Annotated in this window: 18 protein-coding genes; 15 read left to right on the top strand and 3 right to left on the bottom strand. The window is 58.0% G+C overall.

The window, feature by feature from the left end; translation table 11 throughout:
• Positions 1-113: 113 nt before the first annotated feature.
• The 12 genes from M2416_RS12020 (at position 114) to deoD (ending at position 11,171) form a co-directional block, all read left to right on the top strand.
• Complete coding sequence (locus M2416_RS12020) at positions 114-527, top strand: DNA polymerase III subunit psi (protein ID WP_041143940.1); 414 nt, start codon at positions 114-116, stop codon at positions 525-527.
• A complete protein-coding gene (gene rimI, locus M2416_RS12025) occupies positions 496-942 on the top strand; it encodes a ribosomal protein S18-alanine N-acetyltransferase (RefSeq protein WP_259224143.1) in 447 nt (148 codons plus the stop codon). Before M2416_RS12020 ends, rimI begins: the two co-directional genes overlap by 32 nt.
• A 14-nt stretch (positions 943-956) precedes the next feature.
• Positions 957-1,634, top strand: coding sequence for a pyrimidine 5'-nucleotidase (yjjG, locus tag M2416_RS12030; protein WP_259224145.1), 678 nt, complete (start codon positions 957-959; stop codon positions 1,632-1,634).
• A 91-nt stretch (positions 1,635-1,725) separates the two neighbouring features.
• Positions 1,726-3,315 carry a peptide chain release factor 3 gene (gene prfC, locus M2416_RS12035; protein ID WP_041143943.1) on the top strand — a complete coding sequence of 530 codons (1,590 nt, stop codon included), beginning with the start codon at positions 1,726-1,728 and terminating at the stop codon, positions 3,313-3,315.
• A gap of 218 nt (positions 3,316-3,533) precedes the next feature.
• The gene (osmY, locus tag M2416_RS12040) at positions 3,534-4,145 is read left to right on the top strand and encodes a molecular chaperone OsmY (RefSeq protein WP_259224148.1); all 612 of its coding nucleotides are present in this window, start codon (positions 3,534-3,536) and stop codon (positions 4,143-4,145) included.
• Between the two features lie 121 nt (positions 4,146-4,266).
• A complete protein-coding gene (locus M2416_RS12045) occupies positions 4,267-4,428 on the top strand; it encodes a DUF1328 domain-containing protein (protein ID WP_004857650.1) in 162 nt (53 codons plus the stop codon).
• Positions 4,429-4,570: 142 nt separating this feature from the next.
• Positions 4,571-5,644 (top strand): patatin-like phospholipase family protein, encoded by a 1,074-nt coding sequence (locus tag M2416_RS12050; protein WP_041143945.1) that lies wholly within the window; start codon positions 4,571-4,573, stop codon positions 5,642-5,644.
• Entirely contained in the window at positions 5,641-6,420 is a 780-nt protein-coding gene (locus M2416_RS12055; protein WP_259224150.1) for a TatD family hydrolase, read from the top strand. Before M2416_RS12050 ends, M2416_RS12055 begins: the two co-directional genes overlap by 4 nt.
• 439 nt (positions 6,421-6,859) lie before the next feature.
• Complete coding sequence (gene deoC, locus M2416_RS12060; protein ID WP_259224153.1) at positions 6,860-7,639, top strand: deoxyribose-phosphate aldolase; 780 nt, start codon at positions 6,860-6,862, stop codon at positions 7,637-7,639.
• Positions 7,640-7,795: 156 nt separating this feature from the next.
• Positions 7,796-9,118 (top strand): thymidine phosphorylase, encoded by a 1,323-nt coding sequence (gene deoA, locus M2416_RS12065; protein WP_259224155.1) that lies wholly within the window; start codon positions 7,796-7,798, stop codon positions 9,116-9,118.
• Positions 9,119-9,170: 52 nt separating this feature from the next.
• The gene (gene deoB / locus M2416_RS12070) at positions 9,171-10,394 is read left to right on the top strand and encodes a phosphopentomutase (RefSeq protein ID WP_076946445.1); all 1,224 of its coding nucleotides are present in this window, start codon (positions 9,171-9,173) and stop codon (positions 10,392-10,394) included.
• A 57-nt stretch (positions 10,395-10,451) separates the two neighbouring features.
• Positions 10,452-11,171, top strand: coding sequence for a purine-nucleoside phosphorylase (gene deoD, locus M2416_RS12075; RefSeq protein WP_004857662.1), 720 nt, complete (start codon positions 10,452-10,454; stop codon positions 11,169-11,171).
• Positions 11,172-11,256: 85 nt separating this feature from the next.
• Here deoD and lplA read toward each other — a convergent pair whose 3' ends face one another.
• Positions 11,257-12,273, bottom strand: a complete 1,017-nt coding sequence (lplA, locus tag M2416_RS12080) for a lipoate--protein ligase LplA (protein WP_259224550.1) — start codon at positions 12,271-12,273, stop codon at positions 11,257-11,259.
• Positions 12,270-12,917: a YtjB family periplasmic protein gene (locus tag M2416_RS12085; RefSeq protein WP_041143952.1), complete on the bottom strand. Its 648-nt coding sequence runs from the start codon at positions 12,915-12,917 to the stop codon at positions 12,270-12,272. The genes lplA and M2416_RS12085 overlap by 4 nt, the downstream gene beginning before the upstream one ends.
• Positions 12,918-13,020: 103 nt before the next feature.
• On the opposite strand from M2416_RS12085, the gene serB reads away from it, so the two are divergent.
• The 3 genes from serB to nadR all read left to right on the top strand — a co-directional run bounded on the left by serB (position 13,021) and on the right by nadR (position 16,766).
• Complete coding sequence (gene serB / locus M2416_RS12090; protein WP_045860068.1) at positions 13,021-13,992, top strand: phosphoserine phosphatase; 972 nt, start codon at positions 13,021-13,023, stop codon at positions 13,990-13,992.
• Between the two features lie 9 nt (positions 13,993-14,001).
• Positions 14,002-15,384: a DNA repair protein RadA gene (gene radA / locus M2416_RS12095; protein ID WP_041143954.1), complete on the top strand. Its 1,383-nt coding sequence runs from the start codon at positions 14,002-14,004 to the stop codon at positions 15,382-15,384.
• A gap of 149 nt (positions 15,385-15,533) precedes the next feature.
• A complete protein-coding gene (gene nadR, locus M2416_RS12100) occupies positions 15,534-16,766 on the top strand; it encodes a multifunctional transcriptional regulator/nicotinamide-nucleotide adenylyltransferase/ribosylnicotinamide kinase NadR (protein WP_076946443.1) in 1,233 nt (410 codons plus the stop codon).
• Between the two features lie 83 nt (positions 16,767-16,849).
• Here nadR and ettA read toward each other — a convergent pair whose 3' ends face one another.
• On the bottom strand, positions 16,850-18,517 hold the full coding sequence (ettA, locus tag M2416_RS12105) for an energy-dependent translational throttle protein EttA (RefSeq protein WP_041143956.1): 1,668 nt from the start codon (positions 18,515-18,517) through the stop codon (positions 16,850-16,852).
• Positions 18,518-18,625: the final 108 nt, after the last annotated feature.

Genomic DNA, 18,625 nt, shown 5'->3' on the forward strand with positions numbered 1-18,625 from the left:
TTGGCTGTCCCTGCGAGCATCGCCGTATTCTGCCGCCGACGGGGGCGGAGTTTGTTGGCGCAAATACGACGGATTTGCTATATTGCGCGCTTGATTAACAGGAGTGTTTCGCTATGACATCCCGACGAGACTGGCAATTACAGCAGCTGGGCATTACCCAGTGGTCGCTGCGTCGCCCCGGGGCGTTGCAGGGCGAAATCGCTATCTCACTGGCTGGGCATATTCGTCTGGTGATGGTGGCGGAAAATCCGCCGTCGCTCAGCGAACCGCTAATCGGCGATGTTCTACGGGCGCTGGCGCTGACGCCGGATCAGGTGCTGCAGCTGACGCCAGACCGCGTGGCCATGCTGCCACAGAACGGCCGCTGTAACAGCTGGCGGTTAGGCACGGACGCACCGTTGCTGCTGGCGGGCGCACAGGTAACCTCGCCCGCTTTTGATGAACTCCAGACCAGCGCGCCTGCCCGTATGGCGCTCTGGCAACAAATCTGCGCACATGAACACGATTTCTACCCTCAACACGGCTGATTTGCCCCGAGCCTGGCAAATAGAATCCCGCGCCCACGCTTTTCCGTGGAGCGAGCAAACCTTCGCCAGCAATCAGGGAGAACGCTACCTGAATCTCCAGCTGGCGGTCGATGGTGAAATGGCGGCCTTTGCCATTACGCAAATTGTGCTGGACGAGGCGACCCTGTTTAACATCGCCGTCGATCCGGCCTTCCAGCGGCGCGGCCTCGGCCGAGAGCTGCTGGAGCGGGTGATTGATGAGGTCGAAAAACGCGGCGTCGCCACGCTGTGGCTGGAGGTTCGCGCCTCTAACGCTACGGCCATTGCGCTGTATGAAAGCCTGGGCTTCAACGAGGCGACCATCCGCCGCAACTACTACCCCACCGCCGACGGCCGTGAGGATGCACTCATTATGGCTCTACCGCTAAGCATGTAAGACAAGGTGATACGATGAAGTGGGACTGGATTTTCTTTGATGCCGATGAAACGCTGTTTACGTTTGACTCCTTCACCGGTTTACAGCGGATGTTCCTCGACTATAGCGTGACGTTTACCGCTGAAGATTTTCAGGACTATCAGGCCGTGAATAAGCCGCTGTGGGTGGACTACCAAAACGGCGCCATCACTTCGCTTCAGCTGCAGCATCAGCGTTTTGATAGCTGGGCCAGCCGCCTGAGCGTACCGCCGGGCGAGCTTAACGACGCGTTTATGAACGCCATGGCCGAGATTTGCTCGCCGCTTCCCGGGGCGGTATCGCTGCTGAACGCGCTGCAGGGTAAGGTGAAAATGGGGATTATTACCAACGGCTTCACCTCGCTGCAGCAGATCCGTCTGGAACGCACCGGTTTGCGCGATCACTTTGATTTATTGATTATTTCTGAACAAGTCGGCGTCGCAAAGCCGGATGCGCGGATCTTTGACTACGCCCTGGCGCAGGCGGGCTTCCCGGATCGTTCCCGCGTGCTGATGGTAGGGGATACCGCAGAGTCTGATATTCGCGGCGGCGTCAACGCCGGCCTCGCGACCTGCTGGCTCAACGCCCATCAGCGCGAGCTGCCTGAGGGTCTCCGCCCGGACTGGACGGTAACCTCGTTAAGCGAACTGGAGCAGCTCCTGTGTAAACACTGATTGCCTCCCCCCCGTTGATGGGTAAAATAGCCGCAATTTTTCGTATTTAACATGCGTGGCCGGTTGCCGCGTTTACTAAGAAGATTCAATTATGACGTTGTCTCCTTATCTGCAGGAGGTGGCCAAGCGCCGCACTTTTGCCATTATTTCTCACCCGGATGCCGGTAAAACTACCATCACCGAAAAGGTGCTGCTGTTCGGACAGGCGATTCAAACCGCCGGTACCGTTAAAGGCCGCGGCTCCAACCAGCACGCGAAATCGGACTGGATGGAGATGGAAAAGCAGCGTGGTATCTCTATTACCACGTCGGTGATGCAGTTCCCATATCACGGTAGCCTGGTTAACCTGTTGGATACCCCGGGCCACGAAGACTTCTCTGAAGATACCTATCGTACGCTGACGGCGGTGGACTGCTGCCTGATGGTTATCGATGCGGCCAAAGGTGTCGAAGATCGCACCCGTAAGCTGATGGAAGTGACCCGTCTGCGCGACACGCCGATCCTGACGTTCATGAACAAGCTCGATCGCGATATCCGCGATCCGATGGAGCTGCTGGACGAAGTTGAAAACGAGCTGCGCATCGCCTGCGCGCCGATCACCTGGCCGATTGGCTGCGGGAAGCTGTTTAAGGGCGTGTACCATCTCTATAAAGATGAAACGTATCTTTATCAGACCGGTAAGGGCCACACTATTCAGGAAGTCCGCATTATTAAGGGCCTGAATAACCCGGATCTCGACAGCGCGGTCGGTGAAGACCTCGCGCAGCAGCTGCGCGATGAGCTGGAGCTGGTGCAGGGCGCTTCCAACGAATTTGATAAAGAGCTGTTCCTGGCAGGGGAAATCACCCCGGTCTTCTTCGGGACGGCTTTAGGTAACTTCGGCGTCGATCATATGCTGGATGGCCTGGTGGATTGGGCGCCCGCGCCGATGCCGCGTAAGACCGATACGCGCGAAGTCCGCGCGGAAGAAGAGAAGTTCACCGGCTTTGTGTTTAAAATTCAGGCCAACATGGACCCGAAACACCGCGACCGCGTCGCCTTTATGCGCGTGGTTTCCGGGCAGTACGAAAAGGGCATGAAGCTGCGTCAGGTGCGTATTGGCAAAGACGTGGTGATTTCCGACGCGCTAACCTTTATGGCAGGCGATCGCTCGCACGTTGAAGAAGCCTACCCTGGCGATATTATCGGCTTACATAACCACGGCACCATTCAGATTGGCGATACCTTCACCCAGGGCGAGATGATGAAGTTCACCGGCATTCCGAACTTCGCGCCGGAGCTGTTCCGTCGTATTCGTCTGAAGGATCCGCTGAAGCAGAAACAGCTGCTCAAAGGGCTGGTTCAGCTCTCTGAAGAGGGTGCGGTACAGGTCTTCCGTCCGATCGCCAATAACGATCTGATCGTCGGGGCCGTCGGGGTGCTGCAGTTTGACGTGGTGGTTGCGCGCCTGAAGAGCGAATATAACGTGGAAGCGATTTACGAATCGGTCAACGTGGCGACCGCCCGCTGGGTCGAATCGACCGACGTGAAGAAATTCGAAGAGTTTAAACGTAAAAACGAAATTCAGCTGGCTCTCGATGGCGGCGATAACTTGACCTATATTGCGCCGACGATGGTGAACCTTAACCTGACTCAGGAGCGTTACCCTGAAGTGATGTTCCGCAAAACGCGCGAGCACTAATCCCTTCTGGAGCGCGGCCTGTGCCGCGCTCTGCTCGATTTTCCCGCCGTCCCCGCCGCTAAAGAAAGTTCTTAATTTTTTCCGTTCGCCCATTTTTTTATGCATATTTCCCTCCTTCCTTGCGACCTTCTACTATATTTAATAAGCAATTTTCAAAATGCTGGCTTAATAAACTACTTATTTAGCTTTACCGATATAGAAATAACGAGGAGATCACCATGACAAGACGAAAGAATACCAGCAAGATGCTGGCGCTCTTCTTGGGCTCGGCTATGATCAGCGCCTCGGCATATGCGGACAACTCAACGACGGACAGCGCAAAGTCCGTTGCCAACAGCGCCGGGCAGGCTGTCGATAGCTCGATGAATAAAGTCGGCGACTTTATGGACGACAGCACCATTACCGCCAGAGTTAAGGCGGCGCTGATCGATGATAAAAGCATCCGCAGCACGGATATCTCGGTGAAAACCGAGAATAAAGCGGTCACCCTGAGCGGCTCGGTAGAGAGTACCGAGCAGAAAGAGCAGGCGGTCAAAATAGCGAAAGAGGTTAAGGGCGTCTCGACGGTCAACGACAAGCTGAGCGTCGCCAACGAGCAGCCTGCAAGCCTGAAGGGCTACGCTGGCGATACGGCGATTACCAGTGAAATCAAAGCAAAGCTGCTGGCCGACGATATTGTCCCTTCGCGGAAGGTGACGGTTGAAACCAGCGCCGGTACCGTGCGTCTGTCAGGGACGGTGGCGTCTCGTCAGCAGGCAGAACGCGCCGTTGAGATAGCTAAAGCCGTCACCGGCGTAAAAACCGTGAAAAATGACCTCAGCGTCCAATAACACCGTTCACTAAATAAATTTTTCGGCGACTGCCGTTTAATCAGAGCACGACAGGGTTGGTGCCTGCGCGACCTGAGCGCGTAGAAAAGCGACCGTTATCCACTATGGTAAGGAGAGCATTATGTTTCGATGGGGCATTATTTTTCTGGTCATCGCCTTAATTGCCGCCGCTTTAGGATTCGGTAGCCTGGCGGGTACGGCAGCCTGGGCGGCAAAAATTGTCTTTGTCGTCGGTATTATTCTGTTCCTGGTCAGCCTGTTTACCGGGCGCCGGCGCCCGTAGATGCTAAGGCCAGAGTGGCATTAAGCGTATTGATGAAATAGTGTTTTACATAAAGCCAGTCTATATGACTGGCTTTTGCTGTATCAGGGGGTTAAAAATTGCGTTACTTTGAGGCGATAGAATAAGCAAACAGGAAGACAGAGTGGGGCATCGAATTCCCGTCACGCTTGGCAACATTGCGCCATTATCGGTTAAACCTTTTCACCCGGGCAAGCTTGGCCTGGTGTGTGAGGGGGGAGGGCAACGGGGGATTTTTACTGCCGGTGTGCTGGATGAGTTCATGCGCGCCGGATTCAACCCTTTTGACATTATGCTCGGCACCTCTGCCGGGGCGCAAAATCTGTCAGCCTATATGTGCAACCAGCAGGGCTACGCGCGCAAGGTCATCACGCGTTACACCACCGCCCGCGAGTTTTTTGACCCGATGCGCTTCGTGCGCGGCGGAAATCTTATCGACCTCGACTGGCTGGTGGGGACCACGGCGCAAAAAATGCCTCTGGCGATGAGCTACGCCGAAGATCGGTTTGCGCAGGGCAAAGAGCTGTGGATGTGCGCCTGCCGCGGTGATGACTATACCCCTAACTACTTTTCCCCGACGCAGTCCACGTGGCTCGATCAGATCCGCGCCTCCAGCGCGATCCCCGGTTTTTATCGCAGCGGCGTGATGCTTGACGGTATCAGCTATCTCGACGGCGGCGTCAGCGACGCTATCCCGGTGCAGGAGGCCGCAAAACGCGGCGCGCAGACGATTGTGGTGATCCGCACGGTTCCGTCGCAGATGTACTATACCCCGCAGTGGTTTAAACGTATGGAGCGCTGGCTCGGCGAAAGCAGCCTGCAGCCGTTTGTCAATCTGGTCCAGCACCATGAGGCCACCTACCGCGCCACCCAGCAGTTTATTGACAAGCCGCCGGATAAGCTGCGGATCCTCGAAATCTACCCGCAGAAGCCGTTAAAGAGTATGGCCCTGGGGAGCCGGCTGCCGGCGCTGCTTGAGGACTATAAAACCGGCCGTCAGTGCGGCCGCTATTTCCTGGCAACGGTGGGCAAGCTGCTGGCCGACCGTCCGCCGCTGCTGCGGCATATGCCGCGTCTCGCGGTGCCCGCGCCGGTGGTGGTGCCGCCGGCTTCCGTGGCCAACGATGCGCACCAGGCAACCCTGATTGACGCCGCGCAGGCCAACGATGCCAGCTTCGATAATGAGGATCTGGCGTGATGCGACAATTTATCGATACCCACTGTCATTTCGATTTCCCGCCGTTTGCCGATGATGAAACGGACAGCATCGCCCGGGCCGCGCGTGAAGGAGTGATGCGGATTATTGTTCCCGCCACCGAGGCGGACAATTTTCCCCGCGTGCTGGCCCTGGCTGCGCAGCATGATGCGCTGTATGCCGCGCTGGGCCTACATCCGATAGTGATTGAGCGTCATGATGAGAGCAGCCTTCAGCGGCTTGAGGCGTGCCTGCAGCAGCGCAGCGCAAAGGTGGTGGCGATTGGGGAAATTGGCCTCGATCTCTATCGTGAGGATCCGCAGTTTGATCGCCAGCAGGCGGTGCTTGAGGCGCAGCTGCGGCTGGCAAAGCGCTATGATTTGCCGGTTATCCTTCATTCGCGACGCACCCACGATAAGCTGGCGATGCTGCTGAAAAAGCACGCTCTGGCGCGTACCGGGGTGGTGCATGGCTTTGCCGGCAGCCTGCAGCAGGCGGAGCGTTTCGTGCAGTCAGGATACAAAATTGGCGTTGGCGGCACCATTACCTATCCCCGCGCCAGTAAAACGCGCGAGGTCATGTCGCGTCTGCCGCTGTCGGCTCTGCTGCTGGAAACGGACGCGCCGGATATGCCGCTAAACGGCTTTCAGGGAGAGCCAAACCGCCCGGAGCAGGCGGCTCGGGTCTTTACCACCCTGTGCGAGCTGCGCCAGGAGCCGGCAGATGTTATCGCCCAGGCTCTCCTGAGCAACACCGAAGCGCTGTTCGGCACGCTATAACATCTCGCTTAACAAGCGAAACCCGCCCTCTCGGCCGTCGCGGCGGCAAAACTCACGCTACGGTTCCTGTGTTTGTTAGAATTCCATCATTTCCCGGTTTTGATTAAAATCGTTGTTTTTCAATCTATAATCACGTAACCCCTCTTTCTTTAGCACAATATGTGCGCGCTGGTGTCGAGTTTCAGGCTGCTTGTATGTTATAATAATAACATTGTCGCGCGATGAGGAATTCTGATTATGCTTAAAGAAAACTTGTCGCTGAGATGGTGGGTACTGGCATTTTTATGTGATTTACATCTCATTATGGTTATGCAAGTTAGTAATTAGTTTTCATTAACTGTGATGGGTGTCGAAGTGTAGCGGCGAGGTGATGTTACAATAGTAACAGACTCGCAAGGTGACAAACTATTGAACCGGCAATACGCCGTCGGAGTATGAAATGACTGATTTATCTGCAAGCAGCCTGCGCGCATTGAAGCTGATGGACCTGACCACCCTGAATGACGACGACACCAATGAGAAGGTGATCGCGCTGTGTCATCAGGCGAAAACGGCGGTCGGTAACACGGCGGCAGTCTGCATCTATCCACGCTTTATCCCGATTGCTCGTAAAACCTTGAATGAGCAGGGCACGCCGGATATTCATATCGCCACGGTGACCAACTTCCCGCACGGTAATGACGATATCGATATCGCCCTGGCGGAAACCCGCGCCGCGATCGCCTACGGCGCCGATGAAGTTGACGTGGTATTCCCGTACCGCGCGCTGATTGCCGGCAACGAGCAGGTTGGATTCGACCTGGTTAAAGCCTGTAAAGAGGCCTGTGCGGCGGCTAACGTTCTGCTCAAAGTGATCATCGAAACCGGCGAGCTGAAAGAAGAAGCGCTGATCCGCAAAGCTTCCGAAATTTCCATCAAAGCGGGCGCGGATTTCATCAAAACCTCTACCGGTAAAGTGCCGGTAAACGCCACGCCGGAAAGCGCGCGCATCATGCTGGAAGTTATCCGCGATATGGGCGTTCAGGAAACCGTAGGCTTTAAGCCAGCGGGCGGCGTACGCAGCGCGGAAGACGCGCAGCAGTTCCTGGCGATTGCCGATGAGCTGTTCGGCGCAGAGTGGGCCGACTCGCGCCACTACCGCTTCGGCGCCTCCAGCCTGCTGGCTAGCCTGCTGAAAGCGCTGGGCCACGGCGATGGTAAGAGCGCCAGCAGCTACTAAGGCGTAACGGTGACATAACCGTATCCCGGACGAGGCGCGCTAGCGCCGAGGCCGGGAGATCCCCGGCGGCGCAACGTGCGGCCGGGCTTCAGGATTTTAGCACGGGCGCAGATAACGCCGCCCGTCGTGTTTGACCTTATTCCTCAGGGGGTTACCTTGTTTCTCGCACAAGAAATTATTCGTAAAAAACGTGATGGTCATGCGCTGAGCGATGATGAAATTCGCTTCTTCATCAACGGGATCCGCGATAACACCGTCTCCGAAGGGCAGATAGCCGCGCTGGCGATGACCATTTTTTTCCACGATATGACTATGCCAGAACGCGTTTCGCTGACCATGGCGATGCGGGATTCAGGAACCGTACTGAACTGGAAAAGCCTCAATCTTAACGGGCCGATCGTGGATAAGCACTCCACCGGCGGCGTGGGCGATGTCACGTCGCTGATGCTTGGCCCGATGGTTGCCGCCTGCGGCGGCTACGTGCCGATGATCTCCGGTCGTGGACTGGGGCATACCGGCGGAACGCTCGACAAGCTGGAAGCGATCCCCGGTTTTGATATTTTCCCGGACGACGGCCGTTTCCGCGACATCATTAAGGATGTTGGCGTGGCTATCATCGGGCAGACCAGCTCGCTGGCGCCTGCCGACAAGCGCTTCTACGCCACTCGCGATATTACCGCGACGGTGGACTCGATTCCGCTGATCACCGCCTCTATTCTGGCGAAAAAGCTGGCTGAAGGCCTGGATGCGCTGGTGATGGACGTGAAGGTGGGCAGCGGCGCCTTTATGCCGACTTACGAACTCTCTGCGGCGCTGGCCGAAGCGATCGTTGGCGTCTCCAACGGCGCGGGCGTGCGCACCACCGCGCTGCTGACCGATATGAATCAGGTGCTGGCCTCCAGCGCCGGTAACGCCGTCGAAGTCCGCGAAGCGGTGCAGTTCCTGACCGGCGAATATCGCAATCCGCGTCTGTTTGACGTAACCATGGCGCTGTGCGTCGAAATGCTGATTTCCGGCAGGCTGGCCCAGAACGATGCCGACGCGCGCGCGAAGCTGCAGGCGGTGCTGGATAACGGTAAAGCGGCCGAGGTCTTTGGCCGAATGGTGGCTGCGCAGAAAGGCCCGAACGATTTCGTTGAAAACTATGATAAATATCTGCCGACCGCGATGCTGAGCAAGGCGGTCTATGCCGATGGTGAAGGGTTTGTCGCTGAAATGGACACCCGCGCGCTGGGCATGGCGGTGGTGTCGATGGGCGGCGGTCGTCGTCAGGCATCCGACCCGATTGACTACAGCGTCGGCTTTACCGATATGGCCCGCCTGGGCGATAGCGTTGACGGGCAGCGGCCGCTGGCGGTGATTCACGCGAAAGATGAATCCAGCTGGCAGGAGGCCGCCAAAGCCGTGAAGGCGGCAATAAAACTGGGCGATACCGCAGCGAAAGAAACGCCGACGGTCTATCGTCGCATTACTGAATAGCTGTATACTGATCTGATCGCTTTTTTGCAGCGCAAAAGGTACGGAGAATAATATGAAACGTGCATTTATTATGGTGCTGGACTCCTTCGGCATCGGTGCGACTGAAGATGCTGCTCGCTTTGGCGACGTTGGCGCAGATACCCTCGGACACATTGCGCAAGCCTGTGCCAAAGGGGAAGCCGACATCGGCCGTAAAGGCCCGCTGAATTTGCCAAACCTGACCCGTCTCGGTCTGGTAAAAGCGCATGAAGGTTCTACGGGTTCCATCGCGGCTGGAATGGATGGAAATGCGGAAGTTGTCGGTGCCTATGCGTGGGCACACGAACTCTCTTCCGGTAAAGACACGCCGTCAGGCCACTGGGAAATCGCTGGCGTGCCGGTGCTGTTCGACTGGGGCTACTTCCCGGAACACGAGAACAGCTTCCCGCAGGAGTTGCTGGACAAGCTGGTTAAGCGTGCAAACCTGCCGGGCTACCTCGGCAACTGCCACTCTTCCGGTACCGTCATTCTGGATCAGCTCGGCGAAGAGCATATGAAAACCGGCAAGCCGATTTTCTACACCTCCGCTGACTCGGTGTTCCAGATTGCCTGTCACGAAGAGACCTACGGTCTCGATAAGCTGTATGAGCTGTGCGAAATCGCGCGCGAAGAGCTGACCGAAGGCGGCTACAACATCGGCCGCGTCATTGCGCGTCCGTTTATCGGCGACAAGGCGGGTAACTTCCAGCGCACCGGTAACCGCCATGACCTCGCCGTTGAGCCGCCTGCCGCCACCGTGCTGCAGAAGCTGGTGGATGAGAAAGATGGCCACGTGGTGTCGGTGGGTAAAATTGCCGATATCTACGCGAACTGCGGGATCACCAAAAAAGTGAAGGCGACCGGCCTGGACGCGCTGTTTGACGCGACCATCAAAGAGATGAAAGAGGCTGGCGACAAGACTATCGTCTTCACCAACTTCGTCGATTTCGACTCTTCATGGGGCCACCGTCGCGATATCGCCGGCTACGCCGCGGGTCTGGAGCTGTTCGACCGCCGCCTGCCTGAGCTGATGGCGCTGGTCGGGGAAGATGACATTCTGATCCTGACCGCCGATCACGGCTGTGACCCAAGCTGGCAGGGCACCGACCATACCCGGGAACATATTCCGGTACTGGTCTACGGGCCGAAGGTTAAACCCGGTTCGCTTGGCCACCGTGAAACCTTCGCGGACATCGGCCAAACGCTGGCGAGCTACTTCGGGACTTCCGCGATGGACTACGGCAAAGCCATGTTCTGATGGATTTGGGCGGGAGTTTCCCGCCCTTCATGCATTCAAATATAAAAGGATAAAACGATGGCAACTCCACATATTAACGCCGAGATGGGTGATTTCGCTGACGTCGTGCTGATGCCGGGCGACCCGCTGCGCGCGAAGCACATTGCGGAAACTTTCCTTGAAGATGTGCGTGAAGTGAACAACGTGCGCGGCATGCTGGGCTTCACCGGGACCTACAAAGGCCGCAAAATCTCCGTTATGGGCCACGGTATGGGTATCCCATCCTGCTCCATCTATACCAAAGAGCTGATCACCGATTTCGGCGTGAAGAAAATCATTCGCGTCGGCTCCTGCGGCGCGGTGCGCGCTGACGTGAAGCTGCGTGACGTGGTTATTGGTATGGGTGCCTGCACCGATTCCAAAGTGAACCGTCTGCGTTTTAAAGACCATGACTTTGCCGCTATCGCCGACTTCGGCATGGTGCGCAACGCCGTTGATGCCGCAAAAGCGCTGGGCGTTGACGCGCGCGTCGGCAACATCTTCTCCGCCGACCTGTTCTATACGCCGGACCCGTCGATGTTTGACGTGATGGAAAAATACGGCATTCTGGGCGTGGAAATGGAAGCGGCCGGTATCTACGGCGTGGCGGCGGAGTTCGGTGCAAAAGCGCTGACCATCTGCACCGTTTCTGACCATATCCGTACGCACGAGCAGACCACCGCTGCCGAGCGTCAGACCACCTTCAACGATATGATCAAAATCGCGCTGGAATCCGTTCTGCTGGGCGATAAAGAGTAAGATGAACGGCTCTCTCCCGACGCGGGGAGGGCCGCAGTTTCCGGCTAAGGCGCGAACGCCGCGGCCGGATAGCCGCCTCCCGCCATTAGCGTACCGCACCCGCTATCCATGCGGACAGCTCGCCTAGCTCCTGTTCCTGCTCGGGGAAATCGACCCGTAGCGCCTCGCACGCCTGCTGCAGCGCCTCGGCGCGATACGCGCAGCCCTGCAGCCGCGCGGCCAGCGCTTCCAGCGGCGCCGGGTTCAGGCTGTCGGTAAATACCTGCGTACGGGTGATATGCCCCTTCTCGACGTCAAAATGCAGCTCGACGCCTCCCCAGCGAAAGCGCTCATCCAGCAGGTGAGAGAAGGCCGGCGCCTGGCCAAAATTCCACTCCCAGCTGCTCTGACGGGCGAAGGTTTCGGCAAAATTAGGCAGATCGGGGGTTTTATCCGGCGAAATGACTTCGGCTGCCACCCGCTCGCCGTAGTGTTTGAAAAAAGCCTCTTCGATGGCGGCGCAAACCTGACGGTGGGTGATGCCCGGCAGCAGCTCCACCAGATTGGCCACCCGGCCGCGTACCGAGGTTATCCCCTTGGCCTGCAGCTTTTTTTGGTCCGGATTGAGGTAGTTGGCGAGACGGCTTAAATCGGCGTTCAGCAGCAGCGTGCCGTGGTGAAAACCGCGATCCATGGTTTCACGGTAGGCGGAACCGGAGACCTTGCGGTCACCTTCGGCGGTTTTCACCACCAGATCGTTGCGCCCGGAGGCTTCCGCCGCGACGCCCAGCGCGTTAAGCGCCTCCAGGACGATACGCGTGGAGACGGTTTTATCGTACTCGGGCTTGCCCGCCATAAAGGTAAAGCAGGTGTTGCCCAGATCGTGAAAAACGGCGCCACCGCCGCTGCTGCGGCGGGCCAGACGCACGTTATCCTCCTCCATCCGGCGGGTGTTGCACTCTTTCCACGGGTTTTGCGCCCGGCCAATAACCACCGTATCGGCGTTGCGCCACAGGAACAGCACTCTCTGGGTTGCCGGCATCTGGCGGAAAATAGACTCCTCAACTGCGAGGTTGAACCACGGATCGTAGGAGTCGGAGAGCAGCAGGCGTATCGGCATCAGGGGGTTCCTTTTTTATCATCGTCTTCATCTTCCACCGGCTTATTGGCGGTAAGCAGGAATGGCGACTGCTGCCAGCGGGTGCGTTTGCCTTGCAGCAGGGTGCGGGTCAGCACGACGCCGATAGCCAGCGACAGCAGCAGCATCAGGCGGAGAATATTGGTGGTATTATCCACCTGTTTCGCCTCGGTCGCTAACGTATGGGTATCCAGCGTCAGGCGCAGGTAGCCGAGCGGACCGTTTTTGCCCTGGATAGGTTCGACGATTTGCTGATTAAAGTAGCCGCCGGCCTTTTTGCCGTCGAGGGCGAGCCTGTCGCGCACGTTGACGCCTTCGCCGGAGCGCGCCACCAGATCGCCCTGGTCGTCATAGACCCCGGCATCCAGGATGCGGCTCTGTCGGGTCAGCTGCTCCAGCAGCTGGCCGATGCGCTTTTCATCGGGCGTCTCGCTGCGCATCAGCGGCGCAAGATTTAGCGAAACCTGCTGGGCAAGCGTGCGGGCCAGTTCTTCCAGCTGCGGGTTACGCTGCTTTTGGCTGTTCTGGCTGAACCACGAGGCTCCCTGCATCAGGGCGACAAGAAGCGCCAGACAGATCAGAACGATGACGGCGCGATGCAGTCGGAATTTCAGTTTTGCGCGTACCATATTCCACCTTTAATATTTGCAGCTTAATGTTGCCAGAAGCGCTGGTTACAAGGTAGCCTCATGCGTTATTTTCCTCGCCTGAATGAAGAAATCTGGAGCCGTAATGCCAAACAGTTTGACCTGGTGCGATCTGCCCGAAGATGTTTCCCTGTGGCCTGGATTACCGCTTTCGCTGAGCGGTGATGAGGTCATGCCGCTGGATTATCACGCCGGACGCAGCGGCTGGCTGCTCTACGGCCGGGGCCTTGATAAGCGCCGTTTAACCGACTGGCAGCGTGAGCTGGGCGCGGCGCTGGTTATCGTCGCCTCCTGGGTCGTTGAAGACTATCAGGTTATTCGTCTGGCCGGCTCTCTGACCCTGCGCGCGACCCGACTGGCGCACGAAGCCGGGCTGGACGTCGCGCCGCTGGGCAAAATCCCGCACCTGCGCTCGCCGGGGCTGCTGGTGATGGATATGGACTCCACCGCCATTCAGATTGAGTGTATCGATGAGATCGCGAAGCTTGCGGGAACCGGCGAGCTGGTATCGGAAGTGACCGAACGCGCGATGCGCGGCGAGCTGGACTTTACCGCCAGCCTGCGCCAGCGGGTGGCGACGCTGAAAGATGCCGACGCGAATATTTTGCTGCAGGTGCGCGACGCGCTGCCGCTGATGCCGGGGCTGACCCAGCTGGTGCTGAAGCTGGAAGCGCTGGGCTGGAAGGTGGCTATCGCCTCCGGCGGCTTCACGTTCTTTGCGGAGTACCTGCGCGACAAGCTGCATCTCGACGCCGTGTTCGCCAATGAGCTGGAGATCATGGACGGCAAGCTAACCGGCAACGTGACGGGCGATATCGTCGACGCTAAGTACAAAGCCGCGACGCTGCGCAAGCTGGCGGAAAAATATGAAATTCCGCCGGCGCAAACCGTGGCTATTGGCGACGGTGCCAACGATCTGCCGATGATCAAGGCCGCGGGCCTTGGTATCGCCTATCATGCAAAACCAAAAGTGAACGAGCTGGCGGAAGTGACAATCCGCCACGCTGACCTGATGGGGGTATTCTGTATTCTCTCGGGCAGCATGAACCAAAAGTAAGAGGTTAACGTGGCGAAAGCTCCAAAACGCGCATTTGTCTGTAATGAATGTGGTGCGGATTACCCCCGCTGGCAGGGGCAGTGCAGCGCCTGCCATGCCTGGAATACCATCACCGAGGTGCGTATTGCCGCTTCGCCGCAGGTGGCGAGAAACGAGCGTCTGACGGGCTACGCCGGTAATGCCGGCGTGTCGAAGGTGCAAAAACTTTCGGAGATCAGCCTTGAGGCGCTGCCGCGCTTTTCCACCGGCTTTAAGGAGTTTGACCGCGTGCTTGGCGGCGGCGTGGTGCCGGGGAGCGCGATTCTGATTGGCGGCAGCCCGGGCGCGGGGAAATCGACGCTGCTGCTCCAGACCCTGTGCCGGCTGGCGGAAGGCATGAAAACCCTGTACGTCACCGGGGAAGAGTCGCTGCAGCAGGTGGCGATGCGCGCGCATCGTCTGGGGCTGCCGACGGCCAATCTCAACATGCTCTCCGAAACCAGCATCGAGCAAATTTGCCAGATCGCCGATGAAGAGAAGCCGCAGCTGATGGTCATCGACTCGATCCAGGTGATGCATATGGCCGACGTCCAGTCCTCGCCGGGCAGCGTGGCCCAGGTGCGTGAGACCGCCGCCTACCTGACGCGGTTTGCCAAAACCCGCGACGTGGCGATTATCATGGTGGGTCACGTCACCAAAGACGGCTCGCTGGCCGGACCGAAGGTACTCGAACACTGTATTGACTGTTCTGTGCTGCTGGACGGCGACGCTGATTCCCGCTTTCGCACCCTGCGCAGCCATAAGAACCGCTTCGGTGCGGTGAATGAGCTGGGCGTCTTCGCGATGACCGAACAGGGGCTGCGCGAAATCAGCAACCCTTCGGCGATTTTCCTCAGCCGCGGCGATGAGGTCACTTCCGGTAGCTCGGTGATGGTGGTCTGGGAAGGCACCCGCCCGCTGCTGGTGGAGATTCAGGCGCTGGTCGATCACTCCATGATGTCCAACCCGCGCCGCGTGGCCGTGGGGCTGGAGCAGAACCGTCTGGCGATACTGCTGGCGGTGCTGCACCGTCACGGCGGCCTGCAGATGGCCGACCAGGACGTGTTTGTTAACGTCGTTGGCGGGGTGAAGGTGGCGGAAACCAGCGCCGATCTGGCGCTGCTGCTGGCGATGGTTTCCAGCCTGCGCGATCGTCCGCTGCCGCACGATCTGGTGGTGTTTGGCGAAGTGGGGCTCTCCGGCGAGATCCGCCCGGTGCCCAGTGGCCAGGAGCGCATCTCCGAGGCGGCCAAGCACGGCTTCCGCCGCGCCATCGTCCCGGCGGCTAACGTGCCGAAAAAAGTACCGGAAGGGATGCAAATCTTTGGCGTGAAAAAGCTTGCGGATGCGCTAAGCGTTTTTGACGACTTATAATTAAATATCCGTCGTCTTTCCGGCGGCAGGTGTGTTGGCGGCGTCGCTTGCCCGAATCACTGAGTTCACTCAGCTCATCGGGATTTGCGCTTGCCGCCAGCAGAAACCCACAGGATATTTTTTCAGTATTGCTCAAGCAGGAGGCTCTTGTGTCATCGTTCGACTATCTCAAAACCGCGATTAAGCAAAAAGGCTGCACGCTGCAGCAGGTGGCTGAAGCCAGCGGGATGACCAAAGGCTATCTGAGCCAGCTGCTGAATGCGAAAATTAAAAGCCCGAGCGCGCAGAAGCTGGAAGCGCTGCACCGCTTTCTCGGCCTTGAGTTCCCGCGCCGGCAAAAAAGCGTCGGCGTGGTGTTCGGTAAGTTTTACCCGCTGCATACCGGCCATATCTATTTGATCCAGCGCGCCTGCAGCCAGGTCGACGAGCTGCATATCATCATGGGCTATGACGATACCCGCGACCGCGAGCTGTTTGAAGAGAGCGCCATGTCGCAGCAGCCGACGGTGCCCGACCGCCTGCGCTGGCTGCTGCAAACCTTCAAATATCAGAAAAACATCCGCATTCACGCCTTTAATGAAGAGGGGATGGAGCCTTATCCGCACGGCTGGGACGTCTGGAGCCGAGGGATCCGCGCCTTTATGGACGAGAAGGGCATTCAGCCAAACTGGATCTATACCTCGGAAGAATCCGACGCCCCGCAGTATCTGGAGCACCTGGGGATCGAAACGGTACTTATCGATCCTAAACGAACCTTTATGAGCATCAGCGGCGGGCAGATCCGCGAAAACCCGTTCCGCTACTGGGAATATATCCCCACCGAAGTGAAGCCGTTCTTCGTGCGTACGGTGGCGATCCTCGGCGGCGAATCGAGCGGTAAATCGACGCTGGTCAATAAGCTGGCCAACATCTTCAATACCACCAGCGCCTGGGAGTATGGCCGGGACTACGTCTTCTCGCATCTGGGCGGCGACGAGATGGCGCTGCAGTATTCTGACTATGATAAAATTGCGCTCGGACACGCACAGTACATTGATTTCGCTGTGAAATATGCCAATAAAGTGGCGTTCATCGATACCGATTTTGTCAGTACCCAGGCGTTCTGTCTGAAGTACGAAGGCCGCGAGCATCCCTTCGTCCAGGCGCTGATCGACGAATACCGTTTTGACCTGGTTATCCTGCTGGAGAACAACACGCCGTGGGTGGCCGACGGTTTACGCAGTCTGGGAAGCTCGGTGGATCGTACGGAGTTCCAGACCCTGCTGGTGTCGTTGCTGAAAGAGAACGAAATAAACTTCGTGCACGTGAAAGAGGCGGACTACGATACGCGCTTTCTGCGCTGCGTTGAGCTGGTGAAGCAGCTGATGGGCGAGCCGGGCTAGCGGGCGCGATGGCCGCATTATGCGGCGGCGATGAACAGAAAAACGGGTGGCCTGGGCCACCCGTTTTTTATTACCTGTGCTTATTACTTGGCAATACGTTTGTACTTGATGCGCTTCGGCTCCAGCGCATCGGCGCCGAGGGTGCGCTTCTTGTACTCTTCGTATTCGGTAAAGTTACCTTCGAAGAACTCCACCTTGCCTTCATCCTGGTAATCCAGAATGTGGGTCGCGACGCGGTCAAGGAACCAGCGGTCGTGCGAGATAACCATCGCACAGCCCGGGAACTCCAGCAGGGCGTTTTCTAACGCGCGCAGGGTTTCGATATCCAGGTCGTTGGTTGGTTCATCGAGCAGCAGGACGTTACCGCCAACCTGCAGCAGCTTGGCGAGGTGCAGACGACCGCGCTCGCCGCCGGACAGCTCGCCGACGCGTTTGCCCTGATCGACGCCCTTGAAGTTAAAGCGGCCAACGTAGGCGCGGCTCGGCATCTCGGTGTTGCCGATCTTCATGATATCCAGCCCGCCGGAGACCTCTTCCCACACGGTTTTGCTGTTATCCATCGCATCACGGAACTGATCGACGGAGGCCAGCTTGACGGTATCACCCAGGGTAATAGAACCGGCGTCAGGCTGTTCCTGGCCGGACATCATGCGGAACAGGGTAGATTTACCCGCGCCGTTTGGCCCGATGATCCCGACGATGGCTCCTTTCGGTACCGAGAAGTTCAGGTCGTCAATCAGCAGGCGATCGCCGTAGGATTTACGCAGGTTGGTGACCTCAACGACTTTATCCCCCAGACGTGCTCCAGGCGGAATAAACAGTTCGTTGGTTTCGTTACGTTTCTGGTATTCAACGCTGTTGAGCTCTTCGAAGCGCGCCAGACGGGCTTTGCCCTTAGACTGACGGCCTTTGGCGCCCTGGCGGACCCACTCCAGCTCTTTCTCAATGGACTTGCGGCGGGCCGCTTCCTGAGAGGCTTCCTGGGCCAGACGCTGATCTTTCTGCTCCAGCCAGGAGGAGTAGTTGCCTTCCCACGGAATGCCTTCACCGCGGTCGAGCTCGAGGATCCAGCCGGCGACGTTATCAAGGAAGTAACGGTCGTGGGTAATGGCCACAACGGTGCCCTCGAAGTCGTGCAGGAAGCGTTCCAGCCAGGCCACGGATTCGGCATCCAGGTGGTTGGTTGGTTCGTCGAGCAGCAGCATGTCCGGTTTTTCAAGCAGCAGGCGGCACAGCGCCACGCGGCGGCGCTCACCACCGGAGAGGTTGGCGATTTTGGCATCCCAGTCCGGCAGGCGCAGGGCGTCGGCCGCGCGCTCGAGCTGGACGTTCAGGTTATGACCGTCGTGCGCCTGGATTATCTCCTCGAACTTGCCCTGCTGTGCGGCGAGCTTGTCGAAGTCGGCGTCCGGCTCGGCGTACTTAGCGTACACCTCATCGAGGCCTTTCAGGGCGTTAACCACTTCGGCAACCGCCTCTTCCACGGACTCGCGAACGGTCTGCTCCGGGTTGAGCTTCGGCTCCTGTGGCAGGTAGCCAATCTTAAGGCCCGGCTGCGGGCGGGCTTCGCCTTCGATATCGGTATCGATACCGGCCATAATGCGCAGCAGGGTGGACTTACCGGCGCCGTTCAGGCCGAGAACGCCGATCTTCGCGCCAGGGAAGAAGCTCAGGGAGATATTTTTCAAAATATGACGTTTCGGCGGAACCACTTTGCCGACACGATGCATGGTATAAACGAATTGAGCCACGTTGGACTTCGCCTCTTTTATATACTCTTCATCCTTCAGGCTGCATTAGCGAGAATGATTTTGAGTAGGGTAGTGAATAGTTTTCAAAGGCGAAGTGTAGCCTTTTTC

Origin of the sequence: Klebsiella sp. BIGb0132, assembly GCF_024810075.1 — a bacterium.
GTDB classification, from domain to species: Bacteria; Pseudomonadota; Gammaproteobacteria; order Enterobacterales; family Enterobacteriaceae; genus Klebsiella; species Klebsiella terrigena.